At 74.7% G+C, this 17,299-nt stretch carries 8 protein-coding genes; 4 read left to right on the forward strand and 4 right to left on the reverse strand.

From position 1 onward, the window contains the following. Nucleotides 1-26: 26 nt before the first annotated feature. The 4 genes from NAEX_RS31820 (at nucleotide 27) to NAEX_RS31835 (ending at nucleotide 13,336) form a co-directional block, all read left to right on the forward strand. Complete coding sequence (locus tag NAEX_RS31820; protein ID WP_143140510.1) at nucleotides 27-1,421, forward strand: hypothetical protein; 1,395 nt, start codon at nucleotides 27-29, stop codon at nucleotides 1,419-1,421. Nucleotides 1,422-1,743: 322 nt separating this feature from the next. Next, complete coding sequence (locus NAEX_RS31825; protein WP_096331249.1) at nucleotides 1,744-4,002, forward strand: hypothetical protein; 2,259 nt, start codon at nucleotides 1,744-1,746, stop codon at nucleotides 4,000-4,002. 666 nt (nucleotides 4,003-4,668) lie between these two features. Then, entirely contained in the window at nucleotides 4,669-12,441 is a 7,773-nt protein-coding gene (locus NAEX_RS31830) for a tetratricopeptide repeat protein (RefSeq protein ID WP_096331250.1), read from the forward strand. A gap of 118 nt (nucleotides 12,442-12,559) precedes the next feature. Continuing rightward, complete coding sequence (locus NAEX_RS31835; protein WP_096331251.1) at nucleotides 12,560-13,336, forward strand: alpha/beta fold hydrolase; 777 nt, start codon at nucleotides 12,560-12,562, stop codon at nucleotides 13,334-13,336. Between the two features lie 234 nt (nucleotides 13,337-13,570). Here NAEX_RS31835 and apaG read toward each other — a convergent pair whose 3' ends face one another. The 4 genes from apaG to NAEX_RS31855 form a co-directional block, all read right to left on the reverse strand. Continuing rightward, the gene (apaG, locus tag NAEX_RS31840) at nucleotides 13,571-13,954 is read right to left on the reverse strand and encodes a Co2+/Mg2+ efflux protein ApaG (RefSeq protein ID WP_211302507.1); all 384 of its coding nucleotides are present in this window, start codon (nucleotides 13,952-13,954) and stop codon (nucleotides 13,571-13,573) included. A gap of 11 nt (nucleotides 13,955-13,965) precedes the next feature. Beyond that, nucleotides 13,966-15,780 carry an aldehyde ferredoxin oxidoreductase family protein gene (locus NAEX_RS31845; protein WP_096331253.1) on the reverse strand — a complete coding sequence of 605 codons (1,815 nt, stop codon included), beginning with the start codon at nucleotides 15,778-15,780 and terminating at the stop codon, nucleotides 13,966-13,968. 294 nt (nucleotides 15,781-16,074) lie between these two features. After that, entirely contained in the window at nucleotides 16,075-16,335 is a 261-nt protein-coding gene (locus NAEX_RS31850) for a MoaD/ThiS family protein (protein WP_096331254.1), read from the reverse strand. A gap of 3 nt (nucleotides 16,336-16,338) precedes the next feature. After that, nucleotides 16,339-16,899: a hypothetical protein gene (locus NAEX_RS31855; protein ID WP_096331255.1), complete on the reverse strand. Its 561-nt coding sequence runs from the start codon at nucleotides 16,897-16,899 to the stop codon at nucleotides 16,339-16,341. Between the last annotated feature and the right edge of the window lie 400 nt (nucleotides 16,900-17,299).

The raw sequence follows: 17,299 nt of genomic DNA on the forward strand, positions 1-17,299 counted from the left end.
TCGCGTGCGGACCGAAGGGTCCCGAGATGGCGACCGACACGGCCGACTCCGCGAGCACGACGACCGGGTTGACGACGGTCGACGCGCCGCCGACGACGTCCGGCGGGACGACGGGGCCGACGTCCGGGGCGACGGGGACGAGCGAGGCCGGGCTCGACCTCGGGCCACCGGACACCACCACGGGCGGCGTGCCGACCTGCGAGGCCACCGGCGGGTGCAACCGCCTCGACCTGCTGTTCGTGATCGACAACTCGAGCGGGATGGCCGACGAGCAGAAGAACCTGGTGGCCGCGTTGCCGCACCTGGTGACGCGGCTGCGCGCGCTGGTCGGCGCGGACGGGCTGCCGGTGGCGCCCGACGTGCATGTGATGGTGACGACCACCGACATGGGACATCCGTACTGCGAGCCGTTCGAGAAGGTCGACTACGACCCGGCCCGGGGCGCGCCGATCGCCAGCGCCTGTGCGGAGCGGCTGGAGCGGTTCTCCGGGCTCGGCGGCAACGCGCCGTCACGGCCCGATGTCTGCCTCGACGCCTGTCCCGAGCGACAGATCGCCGTGCCCGTCGATCCCTACGTGCAGTTCGACGCCGACGGCGACAACGTGCAGGCGAGCGGCGAGGGCGATCGGGTGATCGAGGCGCTCGAGTGCATCGTGCCCCAGGGCATCGACGGCTGCGGCTTCGAGTCGCCGCTCGAGTCGATGCTGCAGGCGCTCGACCCGGAGGCGGCGTGGAACGTCGGACCCGCGCCGTTCCTCCGCCCGGGGGCGGCGCTGGCGATCGTCCTCGTCGGCGACGAGACCGACTGCTCGGCCCTGGACCTGCGGCACTTCGATCCCAAGAACGTGGACGACCCGGAGTTCAACCAGTTCTGGGAGGACCTGCCCGGCCTACCGGGGGTCAAGGGCGAGCCGACCAGCGCGATCTGCTGGAACGCGAGCATGACCTGCGAGGACACCGACCCCGACCTCGCGTACGACTCGTGCGTGCCGGAGGAGAAGGGGGTGCTGCAGCCGGTCTCGCGCTACACCGAGTTGCTGGTCGAGGCGCTCGGGGTGCAGCAGGACAAGCCGGTGTACATGCTGGTGGTGACGGGGATCCCGACGAGCGGGATCGAGGATCTGGTCCACCGCGGCTGGGCGCAGGAGGACATCCTGCCCGGCGACCCGGACTCGCCGCAGGAGAAGGAATTCGACTACGGGATCGGGCCGGGCTGCACGAGTCCGGCGACCGGGAACGGCCTGCCGCCGGGGCGGATCCGCCAGGTCTGCGAGGCGCTCGACGTGGCCGACGATCCGGACACGCCGGCCGACGAGTCGCAGGTCCGCTGCTGCTTCGAGTCGACCTGCAACACCGACCTCTCGGCCGGGTTCGACTGCCTGCTCGACAGCCTGGCCCACGAGCTCCGCGCGGCGGGTTGACGGGGGGCCGGATCGGCGACGGATCGGCGAAGGATCGCGTGGATGTCGATCCGGGCGAGCGAGGGTTTTCCAGGGATCGGCTCGCGGGCCCCGCGAGCGGGGCGATCGAACGGGGGCCGAGGACCACGATCCGGCCGTGGGCCCGTCCGGCCCGGGCGATCTCGCATGGGCCCGCGAAGGAGGCCTTTGTGCGCGCGTACGGGCCCCGGCGGGCCCGGCGGTGCGCGCGCGCGAACGGACGACCGCCGGCCTGCCGGGCTCGGGCCGCTCGCGGCGCCGGGGTTTTGGCGCCGGCGCCGAGGGTAGGGCACGATCCAGAGTGATGCCCGCGGCCGACGAGACCTACCGCCAGTGGTTGGAGCTCCGCCTCGGGCAATCGTTCATCGACGACCTGATGTCGCCCGACCAGGCGGTGGTGTGGCACGAGCTGTGCCGCTCGCTCCGGGTCGGGCCCGAGCCGGCGGGCGACGACGACGAAGAGCAGGCGCTCGACGGCTGCGGCGAGTCTCTCGAGACATGTCTCCTCGGACAGGGTGACACGGACATGTCGCCGCTGTGGGCGGTCGGGTCGACGCGCGCCGGCGGGTGTACGCTGGTGCAGGACCTGCTGCTCGGGCTGTGCGGGCCGGCCGGGGCGCCGGCGCGGGCGCGGCTGGGCGACGTGCTGCCGGTGCCGCTGGTGGTGTGCGGGCGGACGGTGCGCGGGCCGCTGGGCATGCTGGGCATGGATGTCCGTTGGGACAGCTGCGAGACGGCGGCGGAGGCGCTGGAGCGCTGGTGGGCGCTGGTCGAGCACGACGTGCGCCGGGCGTTCGCGCCGGGGTTCGTCGCGGCCGAGCTGCGGGCGGGCCGCGGGCGGCCGCTGCTGCTGGTGGCCGGGCTCGACGAGCTGCCGGAGTCGACGCGCGCGGCCGTGGGGCGGTGGGCGGCCGAGCTGTGCGCCGCGGGAGCACCTGTCCTTTTGACCACGCGCTCGGCCGAGGTGCCGGAGCTCGAGCAGCTGCGCGCGGCCGGGTCGCTGCGGCGGGTGTACTTGCAACCGCTGGCCCGGCCGGCGATCGATCGCTTCGTCGACCGCTGGGTGCGGCTGCCGGGGGCGTTCGAGCCGGCGGCGGCGGGGCGGGTGCGGGCGGCGATCGACGGCTCGCCGGCGCGGCGGGCCCTGGCGCGCCGGCCGGTGACGCTGGCGATGCTGACGGTGCTGCTGGCCCGCACCGAGGTCGCGCCCGACTCGCTCGAGGAGCTGCAGCGGCAGCTGCTCGCGGTGCTCGACCCGCAGCGGCCGGCGCACCGCCTGCTCGTCGCCCGCATCGTCGCCGATCGCGACAGCCCGATCGCGTCGGCCGAGCGGGCGGAGTGGGTGGCGCCGCTGGTCGCCGCCGCGGGGGTCCACGACCACCCGGAGCTGGGCGACGCGCTCGGCCGCGATCCGGCGCTGGCGCTCACGGGCGGAGAGGTGCTGCGCGCGGCAGCGCAGGGCTGGGCCGCGGGCGGGTGCCCGATCGCGGCGGTGCAGTCGCTGGTGCCCCAGCAGTTGACGGCGCTGGCCGCGGGCCACGTCGGCGACCGCGACGACGCGATGGCGCGGCTCCTGGTGTTCGGCCAGCGCGCGGGCTGGTGGCGGCCGGAGCACGCGTTCGTGCTGCACCGCGGGCTCCCGGGGCGCGAGCGGCTGTTCGAGGTCGAAGCGGCGGCGATCCGGCCGCGGCCGCTGTTCAACGCGCTGGCGGGCCTGCAGGAGATGTGGGGCACGTTCGCGTTGCCGCTGCTGCGCGCCGCGCCGCTCGGCTACCTGCTGGCCGAGGGCGGCGCGGCCTGCCCGGTGACGACCGCGGCGCTGTTCGCCGAGACCCCGCCGCCCGAGGTGCGGGCGGTGCGAGAGCTGTTCCAGCGCGCCCTCCTGCTCGAGCTGACCCTCGTCAGCGTCGCCGCCGACGACGAGGTGCTGCAGCGCGAGGTGCTCGACGTCGTCCTCGCCCGCGACCAGGACCTCGACGCGGCGCTCGACCGGGCCCTGCTCGCGGAGCTCGGCGAGACCCGCCCGCCGGGGCCGCGCAGCGCGGGCAACTTGAGCCCGCGGCTGCTGCACATCGACGCGGCGCTCGAGCTGGCGAGCCGGCTGACGCCCGACGGCGCGCCCGAGCTGGCTCGCGACCTCGAGCTGGCGCGCGCGGGGGCGGCGACGGAGCACGAGCCGCGGCTGCAGCGCCTGGCGGCGTTCGTGGTCGTCATCCTTTTATATGCGATCGACCGCCGGCTGGTGCCGACGCGCGCGGAGATCCGGCGGAACGATGTCTCGGCGCTGCTGCTGGCGCTGACGCGGCCGGAGACGGTGGCGTCCGCGTTCCCCGAGGAGCGCCGCGGGCAGATCGCGGCCGACTGGCAGTGGGTGGCCCGGCAATCGTGGGCGCCCCAGCGAGTCGCGGAGATCTTGCTGCTGCACATGCCCGACGCGGTGTCGCTGGCGCCCGAGCGGGTGCTGCCCCGCTGCCACGCGTGGTTGCGACGCTTCCTCGGCGTGACGACCGAGCGCGGGCCGCAGGAACATGACGGCGGCGAGAGACCGCGCGCCCGCAAGTGACAGCCGCGCGGACGCCGAGGTGCGGCCGGCGAGGGGCGCGCGAGCGCCTCGGCCGTGACGAGGGGGTGATCTGCGCGGGCCGGTGAGGGTGACGGAGGCCCGGCCGCGAGGGGGCGAGCTGCGGGCGCCGCGTGACGGAGGCTCGGCCGCGAGGGGTGCGAGACTCGGGCGCCGCGGCGGTGGCGAGCGCGCGGAGCCGCGGCGCGTGATGGAGGCTCGGCCGCGGGAGGTGCGAGACTCGGGCGGCGCGGCGGTGGCGGGCGCGCGGAGGCGCGGCGCGTGATGGAGGCTCGGCCGCGGGAGGTGCGAGACTCGGGCGCGCGCAGCCGGTGAGCTGCGGCGATGGTGACGGAGGATCGGCGGCGAGGAGCGCGAGACTTTGCGTGTCACTGCTCGCCACGCGTGAATCGATCGGCTCGGCGCGCGCGGCTCGAGCCCGGTGGTGCGTCGACGCGTCGCGGACGCGAGGACGCAGCGCGCGGAAACGTGACGGCGGTACGTCGCGCGGCGGCTCGCGAGGACGTCACGGCAGGCGCGGGGGTGCGCGGCCCGGCCGGCCCGCGGGATAGGCAAAGCCTGGTATGGTGCAACCCTGGCCGAAAGCGCTGACGCGCGCCTGGTGTGCGGGCAGGCGCGGCGTCGGTCAGGGCAGGCACGAGGCATCCGATGGCAGACACATCTTCGCGTATCCCCGATGAGCAGGGCTTCGACAGCGCGGCGGCGGCGGTCCGCAGCGAGCCCGAGCGGGCCGACCGCTGGGACCAGGTCGAGGCGCTCGGCGAGCCGGAGCGCGCCGCCGCGATCGCGGCGCTTTATCGCGAGATCCTCGCCAAGGACCTCACCCCCGCCGCGGCCACCGTCGTCGGTCAGCGGGCCGTCGCGTTCTTCGAGGAGTGGTTCCCGGGCGACGAGGCGGCGCTCACCGAGGTGCTGCGGCGCGTGCTCGCGGTCCAGCCCGGCGACGGCTGGGCGTTCCAGCGGCTGACCGCGGTGCTGACCCTGAACGAGCGCTGGAGCGAGCTGCTGGCGCTGTACGACCAGGTGCTGGCCCAGGCGACGCTCGACGAGGCGCGCCGGATCGGGATCCTCGAGGAGGCCACCGACATCGCCCGCGACTTCGCCGGGCAGCCGGATCACGCGGTCGACTACATGCAGCAGCTGCTCGCGCTGCGCCCGAGCGACGCGCGGCTCGAGGCGGCGCTCGAGCGCCTGCTCGAGAAGCAGGGCCGCCACCGCGACCTGATCTCGCTGTACAAGCGGCGGATCGGGCTGCTCGGGCGCGAGGCGACGACGGGCCTGCCGGTCAAGATCGCCGAGCTGTGGCTCGACCGCCTGGCCCAGCCCGGCGAGGCGCTCGAGGAGCTGCGCGGCCTGCTGAAGGACGATGTCGGCAACCGCGAGGCGTGGGCGCTGCTCGAGCGGATCCTGGTGCTCGGCGAGGCGTCGACGGCGGTGCGCACGGGGGCCCTCGACCTGCTGCGCACCAGCTACGACGCGGCCGGCCTGCGCGAGGAGGTGATCCGGATCCTCGGGGTCGCGCTCGGGTTCGCCGAGCCGCAGGCGGCGATCGGGCTCCACCGCGAGCTCGCCGAGCGCCTGGTGACCGCGGGCCGGCCGGCGCCGGCGATGGAGCACTACGTCGCGGTGGTCGGCGCGCTGCCCGGCTCGGAGGGCGATCACCGGCGGCTGCGGCACCTCGCGGAGCTGCACGGCGAGCACGCGCTGCACGTGAAGGGCCTGGCCGCCGCGGCCGCGAGCGAGCCCGACCCGGCCAGGCGCGCGGCGCTGTGGGCCGAGGCCGGCGACGTCCACCGCGAGTCGCTCGGCGACCATGCCGGCGCGATCGGGCTGTACCAGCAGGTGCTCGGCGAGCCGCAGGCCGACCGGGCGCTGGCGCTGCGGGTCGCGCGACTCCTGGACGAGCTGCTGGCGCAGGCGGGACAGGCGGCGGAGCGGCTCACGGTGCTCGAGCGGCTCGGCGAGCTCGAGACGGGGCCGGCGCAGACGACGGTGCTCGGCGAGGCGGCCAAGCTGGCCTTCGGGTCAGGTGACCCCGAGCGCGCGCTGAAGAGCTGGCGCGCCCGCCTGGCCCTCGACGCCGAGGACCCCGAGGCGCTGACGGCCGCGATCGCGGTGCTCGAGGGCCTCGGCCGCTGGGGCGAGGTGGTCGAGGTGCTGCGCCAGCGCGCGGGCGGGCCGGTGCCGGAGCACCAGCGCCGCGCCGACCTGGTGCGGATCGCGGGGATCCAGGCCGAGCAGCTCGCCGACCTGCCGGGGGCGATCGCGACCTGGCAGGAGATCGTGCGCGGCTTCGGCGAGTCGGAGCAGACGGTCGAGGCGCTGGCGTCGCTGCTGGCCCAGGTCACGCGCTGGCCTGACCTCGCGGACCTGCTCGATCGGGCAGCCGGTCGCGGCACCGCTCGCCTGGCCGACCTGTCGACCCGCCTCGGCGACGTGTTCCGCACCCAGCTCGACGCGCCCGGCCGCGCGGTCGCCTGCTACGACACCGCGCTGACGGCCGACCCGGCCCACGAGGGCGCCCGCGCCGGGCTGCTGGCGACGCTCGAGACCGAGGCCCGCGCCGGCGCGGTCGAGGTGCTCGGCAAGCTGTACCGCGGCCGCGGCGAGTGGGCCGACCTGGCGTCGATCGTCGACGCCCGCATGGCGGGGGCCGAGGGCGACGCGGTCAAGCAGGTCGACATCCTGCGCGAGACGGCCCGCCTGCACGAGGCGCACACCGGCGACAAGCCGGCCGCCGTCGCGGCGCTGGCCCGGGCGTTCCCGCTGGCGCCGGCCGACCGCTCGATCGAGCGCGACCTTCTGCGACTGTCCGAAGAGACAGGTGATTTCGGGCCCGCGGCGACGGCGTTCCACCAGGCGGCCGGGGTCCCGATCGCCGGCGAGCCGCACCGCGCGACCGAGCTGCGGCTGGCCGAGGCGCGGCTGGCCGAGCACAAGCTGGGCGACGCGGCGCGGGCGCTGGCGGCCTACCAGGCGGTGCTGTCGGCGACCCGCAGCGACGCCGAGGCGGTCCGCGGGGCGATCCGCACCGCCGCGGCGGTGGGCGACTTCTCGGCCGCCGCGCACGCGCTGCTCGGGCAGATCGTCGGCGACCAGAAGATCGACGAGGCCACCTTCGCGCTGGTCGAGGGCCTCGCCGGCGAGCACGCCGGCTGGGACCGCCTGACCCTGTCCCTCGAGGCCGCCGCCAACGCCGGCAAGGGCTCGCTCACGCCGGAGCTGTACGCGTTCGTGGCGGCCCGCGTGGCGCTGTGGCACCGCGACCGGCGAAATGACGGCGCGGCCGCCCGCGAGGCGCTGCTCCGGTCCGTCGCCGCGCAGCCGGGCCACCGCGAGCGGCTGCGGACGCTGGCCGAGCTGCAGCGCGCGGCGCCGGAGCCGGCGCTGATCGACACGCTGCTGGCGCTCGACGGGCTCAGCGAGACCGACTTCGATTCGCTCTACGAGGCCTCGGAGCTGGCGCTCGGGCTGCTCGGCGACACCGACATCACCCGCGACATCCTCCAGCGCCTGCTGGCCCGCGCGACCGCGCTGTGGAGCCGCGGGGTCGCGACCACCGGCGCCCGCAGCAACGCCGCCTGCGTCGGCTGGTCGGCGCAGAAGCTGGCGCAGCTGCACGAGCAGGACGGCGACCGCAAGGCCGCGGCCGAGCTGCTGGCCAAGGTCTCGACCTTGCCCTTCGAACAGCCTGTCGCTCAGGACATGCGCGTAAGGTCAGCCGGGATCTTCGCCGAGCTCGGCGACCGCCAGCGGGCGATCGCCCTCTACGAGGTCGCGCTCGACTCGAACCCCGACGACCTCCAGGTGCTGCGCCTGCTCGGCCCGCTGCTGCAGGCCGAGGAGCGGTTCCCCGAGCTGCTCAAGCTGCGCAAGCACGAGCTGTCCAAAGAGCCAGACGCGGCCCGCCGCCTCGAGCTGCGGCTCGAGATCGCCCGGCTGGTCGGGGTGATCGAGCAGCGCGGCGGGCGGGTCGAGGCGCTGCGGTCGAACCTGCAGGACGACCCCAGCCACGACCCGTCGCTGGCGGCGCTGACCGAGATCCTGGCCGACAAGGCCAGCCCCGACGAGCTGGCGAAGTTCCTCGGCGAGCACGCGGCCCGGCTCGAGCAGGTCGACGACAAGCCGCGCGCGGTCCGGCTGTGGACGCAGCTGGCCGAGCTGGCGGAGCGGCGGATCGGCGACGTCGAGCTGGCGCTGTCGAGCCACCGCCGCGCCGCCGCGCTGGCGCCCAACTTCCACAACCTCGACGCGCTGGCGCGGCTGCACGTGGCCAGGAGCGAGCCGGCCGAGGCGGTGCCGTGGCTGACGGAGCGGCTGGTCCGCACGCCCGACGGGCCGGAGCGGACCGACGTCGTGCTCGGGCTGGCGAGCGCGCTGCTCGGCGCCGGTCGCAACGTCAAGGCGATCGAGGTGCTGACCCGCGCGGTCAGCGATCACCCGGCCGAGGCGCGCACGCGCGACCTGCTGATCAAGCTGGTGCGCGAGGCCGGCGACTGGGAGCGGCTGGCGTCGCTGCTGCAGGTCGCGGCCGAGCACACCGAAGACCGCGAGCAGGTGCTGGCGTTCCTCTACGAGGCGGCGGCGATCGTGCGCGACCGCCTCGGCGAGCTCGACCGCGCGATCCCGGTGCTCGAGCGCCTGCACGCGCTGGTGCCCGACGACCGCGGCGTGCTGGCCTACCTGGCCGACGCGCTGATCAGCGGCGAGCGCTGGGCCGACGCGCAGGGGGTGCTCGAGCGGCTGCTGGCCGACTTCGGCCGCCGGCGCCCGCCCGAGCGCGCGCACGTCCACTACAAGCTGGCCCAGGTCGCGCGCGCGCTGGGCGACACGAAGACGGCGGTGGCCCAGCTCGAGCTGGCGACCGCGATCGACGTCGGCGACGTCGCCAGCCTGCAGCTGCTGGCCGAGCTGTCCCGAGATGCAGGTGACCTCGCCCGCGCCGAACGCAGCTACCGCGCGCTGCTGCTGGCCGCGCGCCGCCGCGGGGTCGACGGCGACGAGCGCCTGATCGGCATCGCCGAGGCGCAGTACGAGCTGAGCCGCCTGGCCGAGGGCCGCGGGCAGACCGACCTCGCGCAGGAGCTGCTCGGCTCGGCCATCGAGGCCGCGCTGCAGGACGACCGCGAGGCCCGCAAGCTGCAGCGCGCGCTGCGGAGCCGCGGCGACGCGCCGCTGCTGGTCCGGGTGCTGCGCTCGCGCCTGGCCGCGGCGCAGGACCCGGCCGCCCGCGCCAGCGTGCTCGGCGACCTCGCCGACGCGCTCGACGCCACGGGCCAGGCCGAGGAGGCGCTGGGGCTGCGGCTCGAGGCGCTGCAGCAAGACCCGGGCTCGCCCGCGCTGCAGCAGTCGGCGGCCGAGCAGGCGGCGCGCCTCGGCCAGAGCGCGCGCTACGTCGACGCCGTGCTCGCCCTCGTCGACCGCGCCCGCCGCAAGCAAGACGCCGGGCTGCAGGCCGACCTGCTCCTTCGGGCAGCCGACGTCGTCGAGCGCGAGCTCGTCGACCACGCCCGCGCGGCCGAGCTGTACGGCCGGGTCGAGGCCGGCGGCCAGCGGGTCGTCGAGGCGTGGATGGGCCTGGCGCGGCTCGCCGCCGCCCGCGGCGACTCGGCGCGGCAGGTCGAGCTGCTCGAGCGGATCGCCAACGCGCCCGACGACGCGATGTCGCCGGAGGTCCGCGCCCGCGCGGCCTTCGGCCTGGCCGAGCTGCAGCTGGCCGCGCCCGAGTCGCGCGACGCCGGCGTGGCGGCGATGCGGCGCGCGCTGCAGACCGAGCCGCGCCTCGACCTGGCCGAGCCGGTGCTGCGCCGGGCCCTCGCGGCGGCGCCCGATCACAAGGAGCTCGGCGAGCTGTACGAGCAGGTCGTGCGCAAGATCGGCGACCGGCACGCGCTGCTGACCTGGCTCGAGCAGAAGGTCAACGTCGAGGGGATCGACCCGCAGGTCGCCGAGGACGCGTCGAACCTGGCGCTCGAGCTCGGCGAGGCCGAGCGCTCGGAGAAGCTGCTGGTCCGCCGGATCGAGCTGGCGGGCGAGCGCGAGGGCAGCGGCCAGTCGATCGCCGAGACGTACTTGACGCTGGCCGAGCGGCGCAAGACCGCGGGCGACCTGCGCGGCGCGGTCGAATACCTGCGCGAGTCGGCCGCGAGCTGGCAGCTGCCGCGGACCTTCGAGCTGCAGCTCGAGATCGCCGGCCTCGCCGCCGCGCAGCCCGATCAGCTCGCGCTGGCCGCCGAGATCTACGAGGACCTGCTGCTGCAGGAGCCGAGCAACAAGGCCGTGTGGGCGCCGCTGATGGAGGTGTACCGCAAGACCGGCGACCAGTCGCGGCTGCAGCAGTTGGTCGAGTCGACCCTGCCGAGCCTCGCCGAGGTCGGCGAGCGCAACCAGCTGCGGCTCGACCTGGTCGCGGCGCTGCTGCAGGGCGAGGGCCACGAGCAAGAGGTGGTCCGCCTGCTCAAGGACGTGCTGATGGAGGAGCCCGGCCACAAGCAGGCCGAGGCGCTGCTGGCCGAGGTGTTCGAAAAGACAGGCTTCGACTCCGAGCTGGTCGACCTGCTGAACCAGCAGATCTTGACGGCCCAGGGCGCGGGCGACAGCGAGGGCGTGATCGCGGCCTCGCTGCGGCTCGGCGACCTGCTGCGCAAGACCCAGCCCGACGAGGCGCGGACGGTCTACCGCACCGCCCTCGACTTCGCGCCGCAGAGCCGGGCGCTGATCGAGGCGATGCTGAGCCTGACCGAGGGCGAGCACGACCCGCGCGAGCGGGCGGAGATCGGCGAGCGCCTGCTGGCGATCGAGACCGGGGAGGCGGCGGTCCGCCTGACGCTCGACCTCGCGTCGCAGTACGACAAGCTCGGCGACCGCGAGGCCACCAGCCGCGTGCTCGAGGCCGGCCACAAGGCGGCGCCCGACAGCGACGTGCTGCGCGAGCGGCTCGAGGCGTGGTACCGCGAGCGCGGCGAGTTCGAGCGCCTCGCCGAGCTGCTGGTCGCCTCGGCCGACCGCGCGATCGACCCGACCCGGGCGGTGACGCTGCTGCGCGAGGCCTCGTCGATCTACGTCGACCAGCTGATGGACGCGCAGAAGTCGGCCGAGGTGCTGCGGATCGCCGTCGCCATCGACCCCAACGACAACGAGCTGCTGCGCGAGTTCATCGCCCGCCTGTGCGACACCGGCGAGCACGCCAGCGCCGTCGAGGAGCTGACGAAGGCGATCGACTGGCGCCCGCTCGAGCAGGACGAACAGGTCGAGTTCCTGCGCCGCCGCGCCGAGCTGCGCATGATCATCGGCGACGAGGCCCGCGCCTCCGCCGACCTCGAAGAGGCCTACGGCCTGGTCGGCGCCGAGCTGATCCCCGACCTCATCGACGGCCTCGAGCGCTGGCGCAGCGCGGCCGCCAAGCGCGGCGACCGCGACGGCGAGCGCAGCGCGACCTTGCGGCTGGCCGACATCCTGCGCAAGGAAGGCGCCGACGACCAGGCCCGCCACGCGCTGTCGGGGTGGATCGACCACGCCCCGGGCGACACCGAGGCGCTGCGCCAGCTGACGGCGATGGACATCTCCGCCGGCCGGTGGGAGAGCGTGATCGAGACGGCGACCAAGCTGGTGGCCGCCGAGTCGGGCGAGGAGCAGATCAAGGCGGTGATGCAGCTCGTCCACGCGTGCGAGAGGGTCGGCCGGCCGCACGACGCCCAGGCCGGGCTCGAGGCGGCCCACAAGGCCCAGCCGAAGAACGAGGTCGTGCGCGCGCGGCTGAAGCAGATCCTCGAGGAGACCGAGAACTATCCGGCGCTCGCGCGGCTGCTGATCTCCGAGGCCGAGGTGATCACCGACGAGGGGACCCGCTTCGTCATGCTGCGCCAGGCCGGCGAGCTGCTGCTCGACGAGGACGCGGACGCGGCCATCGACGCGCTCAAGCGGGCGCTCAAGCTGCGCCCGGCCGATCAGGCGGTCAACCTGCTGCTCGTCGAGGCCTACGCCGCCGCCGAGCAGTTCGACGAGGCCAACGCGATCCTCGACGCCGCGATCGAGGCGATGAAGGGCCGCCGCTCGCCCGACCTGTGCGCCATGCAGTACCGCAAGGCGATGATCGCCGGGGCCCAGGAGAACTACGAGCAGGAGCTGCACTGGCTCAAGGAGGCCCACAACACCGACCGCAACAACGGGGACGTCGCGGTCGCGCTGGCGACGCTGGCCGAGCAGCTCGAGGACTACGACCTCGCCATCCGCGTGCTCCGCAGCATCGCGCTGATGGAGGCCGCGCCGATGAGCCGCGCGGTCGCGTACCTGCGCCAGGGCTTCATCGCCGAGCGGCGCGGCGACCGCCAGAAGGCGGTGCTGTGGGGCAGGAAGGCGTTGATGGAGGACCCGAACTGCACCGAGGCGACCGACTTCCTGCGCCAGATCGGCGAGCTGTAACGCGGCGGTGTCGCAGCGGCGGAGGCGAGGTCCCACCCGCGGGGCCTCGCCTCTCGCCGTTTCAGCCCCCATATGCCGCGGTGTCGGCCCGCGCCCGTTCGGCTTATCATCGCCGCCTATGTCGACGATGACGACGAGCGACAAGGTCCAGATCGCCTACCGCGTGCTCGGCGAGGGGCCGCGGACGATCCTGGCGATCCACGGCTGGATGGTGTCCAGCACCGTCTACGACGAGCTGGCCGAGCGGCTCGACCTCACGGGCTTCCGCCTCGTGATCCCCGACCTCCGCGGCTCCGGCGAGTCCGACCGCCCCGAGTCCGGCTACACGGTCGAGCGCTACGCCGCCGACGTGACCGAGCTGATGGATGTCCTCGGGGACAGGTCGTTCGTGCTGATCGGCCACAGCATGGGCGGGGCGATCGCGCAGTGGATCGCCTCGGCGGCGCCCGAACGGGTGCAAGGGCAGGTGCTGCTGTGCCCGGTGCCGGCCTCCGGCATCCCGTTCCCGCCCGACGCGGCGGCGCTGTTCCGCGGCGCCGACAACCGCGAGTCGAAGGCGACGATCCTCGGGATGGCGTGCACGAACCTGTCCGAGAGCGCTCGCGAGCGCCTGCTCGGCGCGGGGGCGTCGATCCCCGCAAAATGCATCGCCGAGGGCTTCGAGTCGTGGTCGAGCCTGAGCTTCGCCGACCGCCTGAAGCACGTCACCGCCCGCACGCTGGTGGTCGCCACCGACGACCCGTTCCTGCCGCCGCCGTTCCTCCGCCAGACGATCGTCGACCCGATCGCGGGCGCGCGCCTGGCGGTCATCCGCGGGGCGGGGCACTACGTGCAGGTCGAGCGGCCCGACGAGACCGTGGCGGTGATCTCGGCGTTCCTCGCCGGGCTCGGGTAGGTCGCTTCGGACATGTCATCAAGAGCACGCTCCTCGGGGCATGCTCTTGAGGGCATGCGCTTTCGGGCATGTTCTGCCGATGACCGCGGCGGGCGGGTCGCCGGGGCGACGATCGTGGCGCGGCTCGGTCGAGCCGCGACGGCCGTCGCGGGGCGGCCGCAGCGTGCAAGGAGCCTCGAGCCGCGCCCGCCGCCGACGACCCCGTCAGGCGAGCTGCCCCGAAGGATATGTCCTTCAGGCAATGGCCTGAGGGTCAGCCAGCACGAACGCGTCGACCAGCGCCTCGAAGCAGGCGCCGTTGGGGCGGAACATCGTGTAGCTGCCGTGCATCGCCCCGTGGGGCGTCTCGAGCACGCAGCCGCTGGTGTACTCGAACGACTCGCCGGGGTGGAGCAGCGGCTGCGAGCCGACCACGCCTTCGCCCTCGACCTCGCGCACGCCGCCGTGGGCGTCGGTGATGAACCAGTGGCGGCGGCACAGCTGGGCGGGCGCGTCGCCGGTGTTGGAGATCCGGATCGTGTAGGCGAAGACGAAGCGTGCGCCCTCGGGCAGGGCTCGCCCGCCGACGTAGCGCGTCTTCACCTCGACGCAGATCCCCTCCGTCTCGCTCCTGGTCACCTGGGGTCCCATTAGCCGAGCGACGCGGGGCCTTGCAAGGGGGGGGCGTCCGTGAGCCAGGCATCGAGCTCGAGTTCGCGGCGGAGGCGCTCCGACGGTCCCCCCTGCGGGACGTGCCCGCGGGCGGCGTGGTATGCGTCGACCATCGCCACGACGTCGGCCCGGCTCAGCGACGCGCCGTCTTCGAGCGCCTCGTCGTGGAAGCGGTCGGGCAGGCGGTCCTCGGCGAGCGTCCAGCCCTCGCGCACGTTGAAGGCGTGGCGCACGGCCGCGATCCTGCGTGCGGACCGCCGCAGATCGTCTTCGCCCCGAGACAGTCCTGTCACCATCGTCAGCAGCTCGGCGCCCTCGCGCCAGGGCTCGCGGATCGCCCCGCGCAAGAACTTGCAGAGGATCAGTGAGTCGAGCAGGGCCGCGTTGTCCTCGCTCTCGATCACTCGCGCGGGCGCGCGCGCCACGTCGGCGCGGTAGCGGTCGACGCCGACCTGGAGGTCGGCCTGGTAGGCGCCGCTGCGGTTGTGGTCGGCGCCCCTGCTGGCGACGCACAGCCCGAGCGCGAACGTCTGCATCGCCCGCGGCTCGTAGCCCGGCAGCTCCAGACCTTTGACGTGGCAGGCGAAGCGCTCGCTGCCCTGGCCGATCACGGCCGCGAGGCGACGTGTCCCTTCCGCCAGGAGGTCGCCCGCGCCCTCGCGACGGGCGATCGCGCCGAGCCACGGGAGCACGTCGTCGCCGAAGCGCAGCGGCCAGTCGACGAGGCCGCGCTCGGCGCACTCCATCGCGAACGCCAGCGTGCCGCCGGCCGAGATCGTGTCGAGGCCGAGCGCGTCGCAGGCGCCGGCGGCCGCGATGAGACGCGCGGGGTCGTCGACGTCGATCAGGGGACCGAGGGCGAACTGAGTTTCGTACTCGATGCGGGTGCCGCCGTAGCGGTGGTCGCAGCCGATCGTGCAGCCGGCGCAGCTGTCTCGCACGTGCTCGGCGGCGCGGGCCAGCCCCTCGGGCGCGAGCCGCCGCGCGGCCGCCTGGCCGATCGACACCGTCTGGAAGTTACGCCGAGGCAAGATCCGCAGGCGGTCGAAGGTCTCGAGGTTGGCCGCGGTCCCGAGCGCCCGATACTTCTCGGTCGCCGCCCCCGCGCTGCGCGCCGCCAGGTCGCGGGCCCGCGCCTGCACGCTCGCCGCGTCGGCCACCCCGGCGACCGCCGCCCCGCGCACGCTGATCGCCTTGACCCGCTTGGCCCCGAGCACCGCCCCCGCGCCGCCGCGCCCGGCGTGCCGGCCGTCGTTGGAGATCGTCGCGTAGCGGACCTGCCGCTCGCCGGCCGGCCCGATCGCCGAGACATGGCGGAAGAGACCTTGCTTTGTCGCCATGTCCGAAAGTTCATGCGCGGACAGCCCCGCCCACGCCGGGCACGGCTCCGCGCGGCAGGCCGCCGGGTCCTCGTCGAGGTGCAGCCAGCTCAGGCGGTCGAGCGCGCCGCGGACGACGATCGCGTCGACCCCGAGGCGCTTGGCCGCGAGGGCGAAGCGCGAGCTGCTGAGGCCATCGCTGATCCGCCCGGTCAGCGGGCTCTTGCACAGCACGGCGAACTTGGCGGTGGTCGTCAGCGGGGTGCCGAGCAGCGGGCTGAACGCGTAGACGAGCGGCGCCTCGGGCGCCAGCGGGTCGACGCCCGCCGGGGCGAACCGCCATAGAAGGTAGGCGCCGAGCCCGACGCCGCCGACGAACGCCTGGTACACCGCCTCCGGCAGCGGCACGTGCTCGACGGCCACGCGGTCGCCCCGCAGCTCGACGAGCAAGATCCGGCCGAAGTTGCCGCGCATCGAGTGGTTTTAGCGCGGTCGCTCGCCGGCGCGAACACGGAGCCGCGCGCGGCGCCCGGACCGGCGCGACGTCGATCACGCGGAAGGACGCCGGCGTCGCGCGCGCCGCACCGAGATCGGTCGCGTGCGCCCGGCGCTCGGCTCGCGCGGGGAGCCGCAGCGCGCGAGCGGGGCTCGCAACGCGACGGGTTGCGCGAACAGGTGCGCGCCGCGGGGCCGGCTGATGTACCTGGGGCCCGGACGCGCCCGGGAAGTTGCCTGGCCGGAGCGAGCGGTCGGCGGGTGGCCGAGCGATCAGCCGCCGGCCGCGGCGGAGAGCAGCACCAGCACCGAGCCGTCGGCGATCGGCAGCTCCGGGTCGGCGATCATCTCACGGCCGTCGATCGCGACGAGGGCGTGCTCGGTGAGGCGGCCGTCGTGGACGATGTCGGGGACGAGGCCCGGCAGGGCCGAGGCGAGCGCGTGGAGGATCGACGCCAGCGTGCCCGCGGGGACCTCCACGCGCGAGGCGCCCGCGCGCAGGCGCGGCACGCCGTAGAGTTCGACCGTGACCACGCCTCAGCGGGCCAGGAGCGCCTGGGCGTCGGCGTCGGGCGTGAACTCGAGGTCCGCCGGCAGCGCGGGCGCGGCGTGGGGCGCGAGCTCCGGCAGGCCCTCGATGTGGGGCGCCTTGCCGCCCTCGATGACCCAGTCGAAGCGGCTGTAGTAGCGGGCGGTGTGGCCGCGCTCGCCCTTGAGCTCGAGGCACAGCTCGAACGGGGCCGGCGCCTCGTCCTCGCACTCCCACACGCGGGCCTCGAGGTCGAGGCGGACGCGGTCTTGCGGCAGGTGGAGGGTCAGGCGGTTCTGCTCGCGGTGCCACGCGAAGATCTCGAGGAAGTGGCGCCACTGCGAGCTCTTGCCGAACCCGCCGAACCGGTCGCGGCCCTGCTCGAGCAGGACGAGGTGATGGATCTGGTCGCGGTCGTTCTGCGGGAGCCGCTCGATCCACACCTGATTGGCGAGGTGCTGCACCCCGTTGGTGCTCGCGCAGTCGAACAGCCCGAACTCGTACGCGCCGAGGCCCACGGTCGCCGCGAGCCCGAGGCCCACCCACTTGCTGGTCTTGCTTCGTGCCATAGCCGCGGCAGTCTAGAGCGCGCCCGGGCCCGCGTCCACGGGGCTGCAGCCGCTCGCCGCCGATTGCCGCCCGGGACGCACCTGGCGGCCGAGAGCGCTGTTCCGCCGCGCGGCTTGGGCTCGGGCCGACACCGAGCTCGACCCGCCGGGCGCCGGGCGGACGGGCGAGGCGCCGGTAATGATATGTCCTGAGGGACATGGCCGAAAGTGTCGGTGGCGATCTTGCGGGCCATCGCTCCGGACGGAGACGCGGCCGGGTCCGTGCGCCGAACCTCGCGCCGGCCCGCTGTGATCCGTCCTGCCAATGACGAGATTCGTGCATGACGTACTGCGGTGATTCGTGCGACTTCTTGCGGGCGCCTGCGACGATTCACAGCGGGCTCCCGTCGCGCGGCACGTT

Source organism: Nannocystis exedens (assembly GCF_002343915.1).
GTDB classification, from domain to species: Bacteria; Myxococcota_A; Polyangia; order Nannocystales; family Nannocystaceae; genus Nannocystis; species Nannocystis exedens.

What these genes read in the sequence shown, in the direction of transcription:
- NAEX_RS31820 (WP_143140510.1), top strand. Translation starts at nt 27, where the DNA reads ATGGCGACCGACACGGCCGACTCCGCGAGCACGACGACCGGGTTGACG.
- NAEX_RS31825 (WP_096331249.1), top strand. Translation starts at nt 1,744, where the DNA reads ATGCCCGCGGCCGACGAGACCTACCGCCAGTGGTTGGAGCTCCGCCTC.
- NAEX_RS31830 (WP_096331250.1), top strand. Translation starts at nt 4,669, where the DNA reads ATGGCAGACACATCTTCGCGTATCCCCGATGAGCAGGGCTTCGACAGC.
- NAEX_RS31835 (WP_096331251.1), top strand. Translation starts at nt 12,560, where the DNA reads ATGTCGACGATGACGACGAGCGACAAGGTCCAGATCGCCTACCGCGTG.
- NAEX_RS31845 (WP_096331253.1), bottom strand. Translation starts at nt 15,780, where the DNA reads ATGCGCGGCAACTTCGGCCGGATCTTGCTCGTCGAGCTGCGGGGCGAC.
- NAEX_RS31855 (WP_096331255.1), bottom strand. Translation starts at nt 16,899, where the DNA reads ATGGCACGAAGCAAGACCAGCAAGTGGGTGGGCCTCGGGCTCGCGGCG.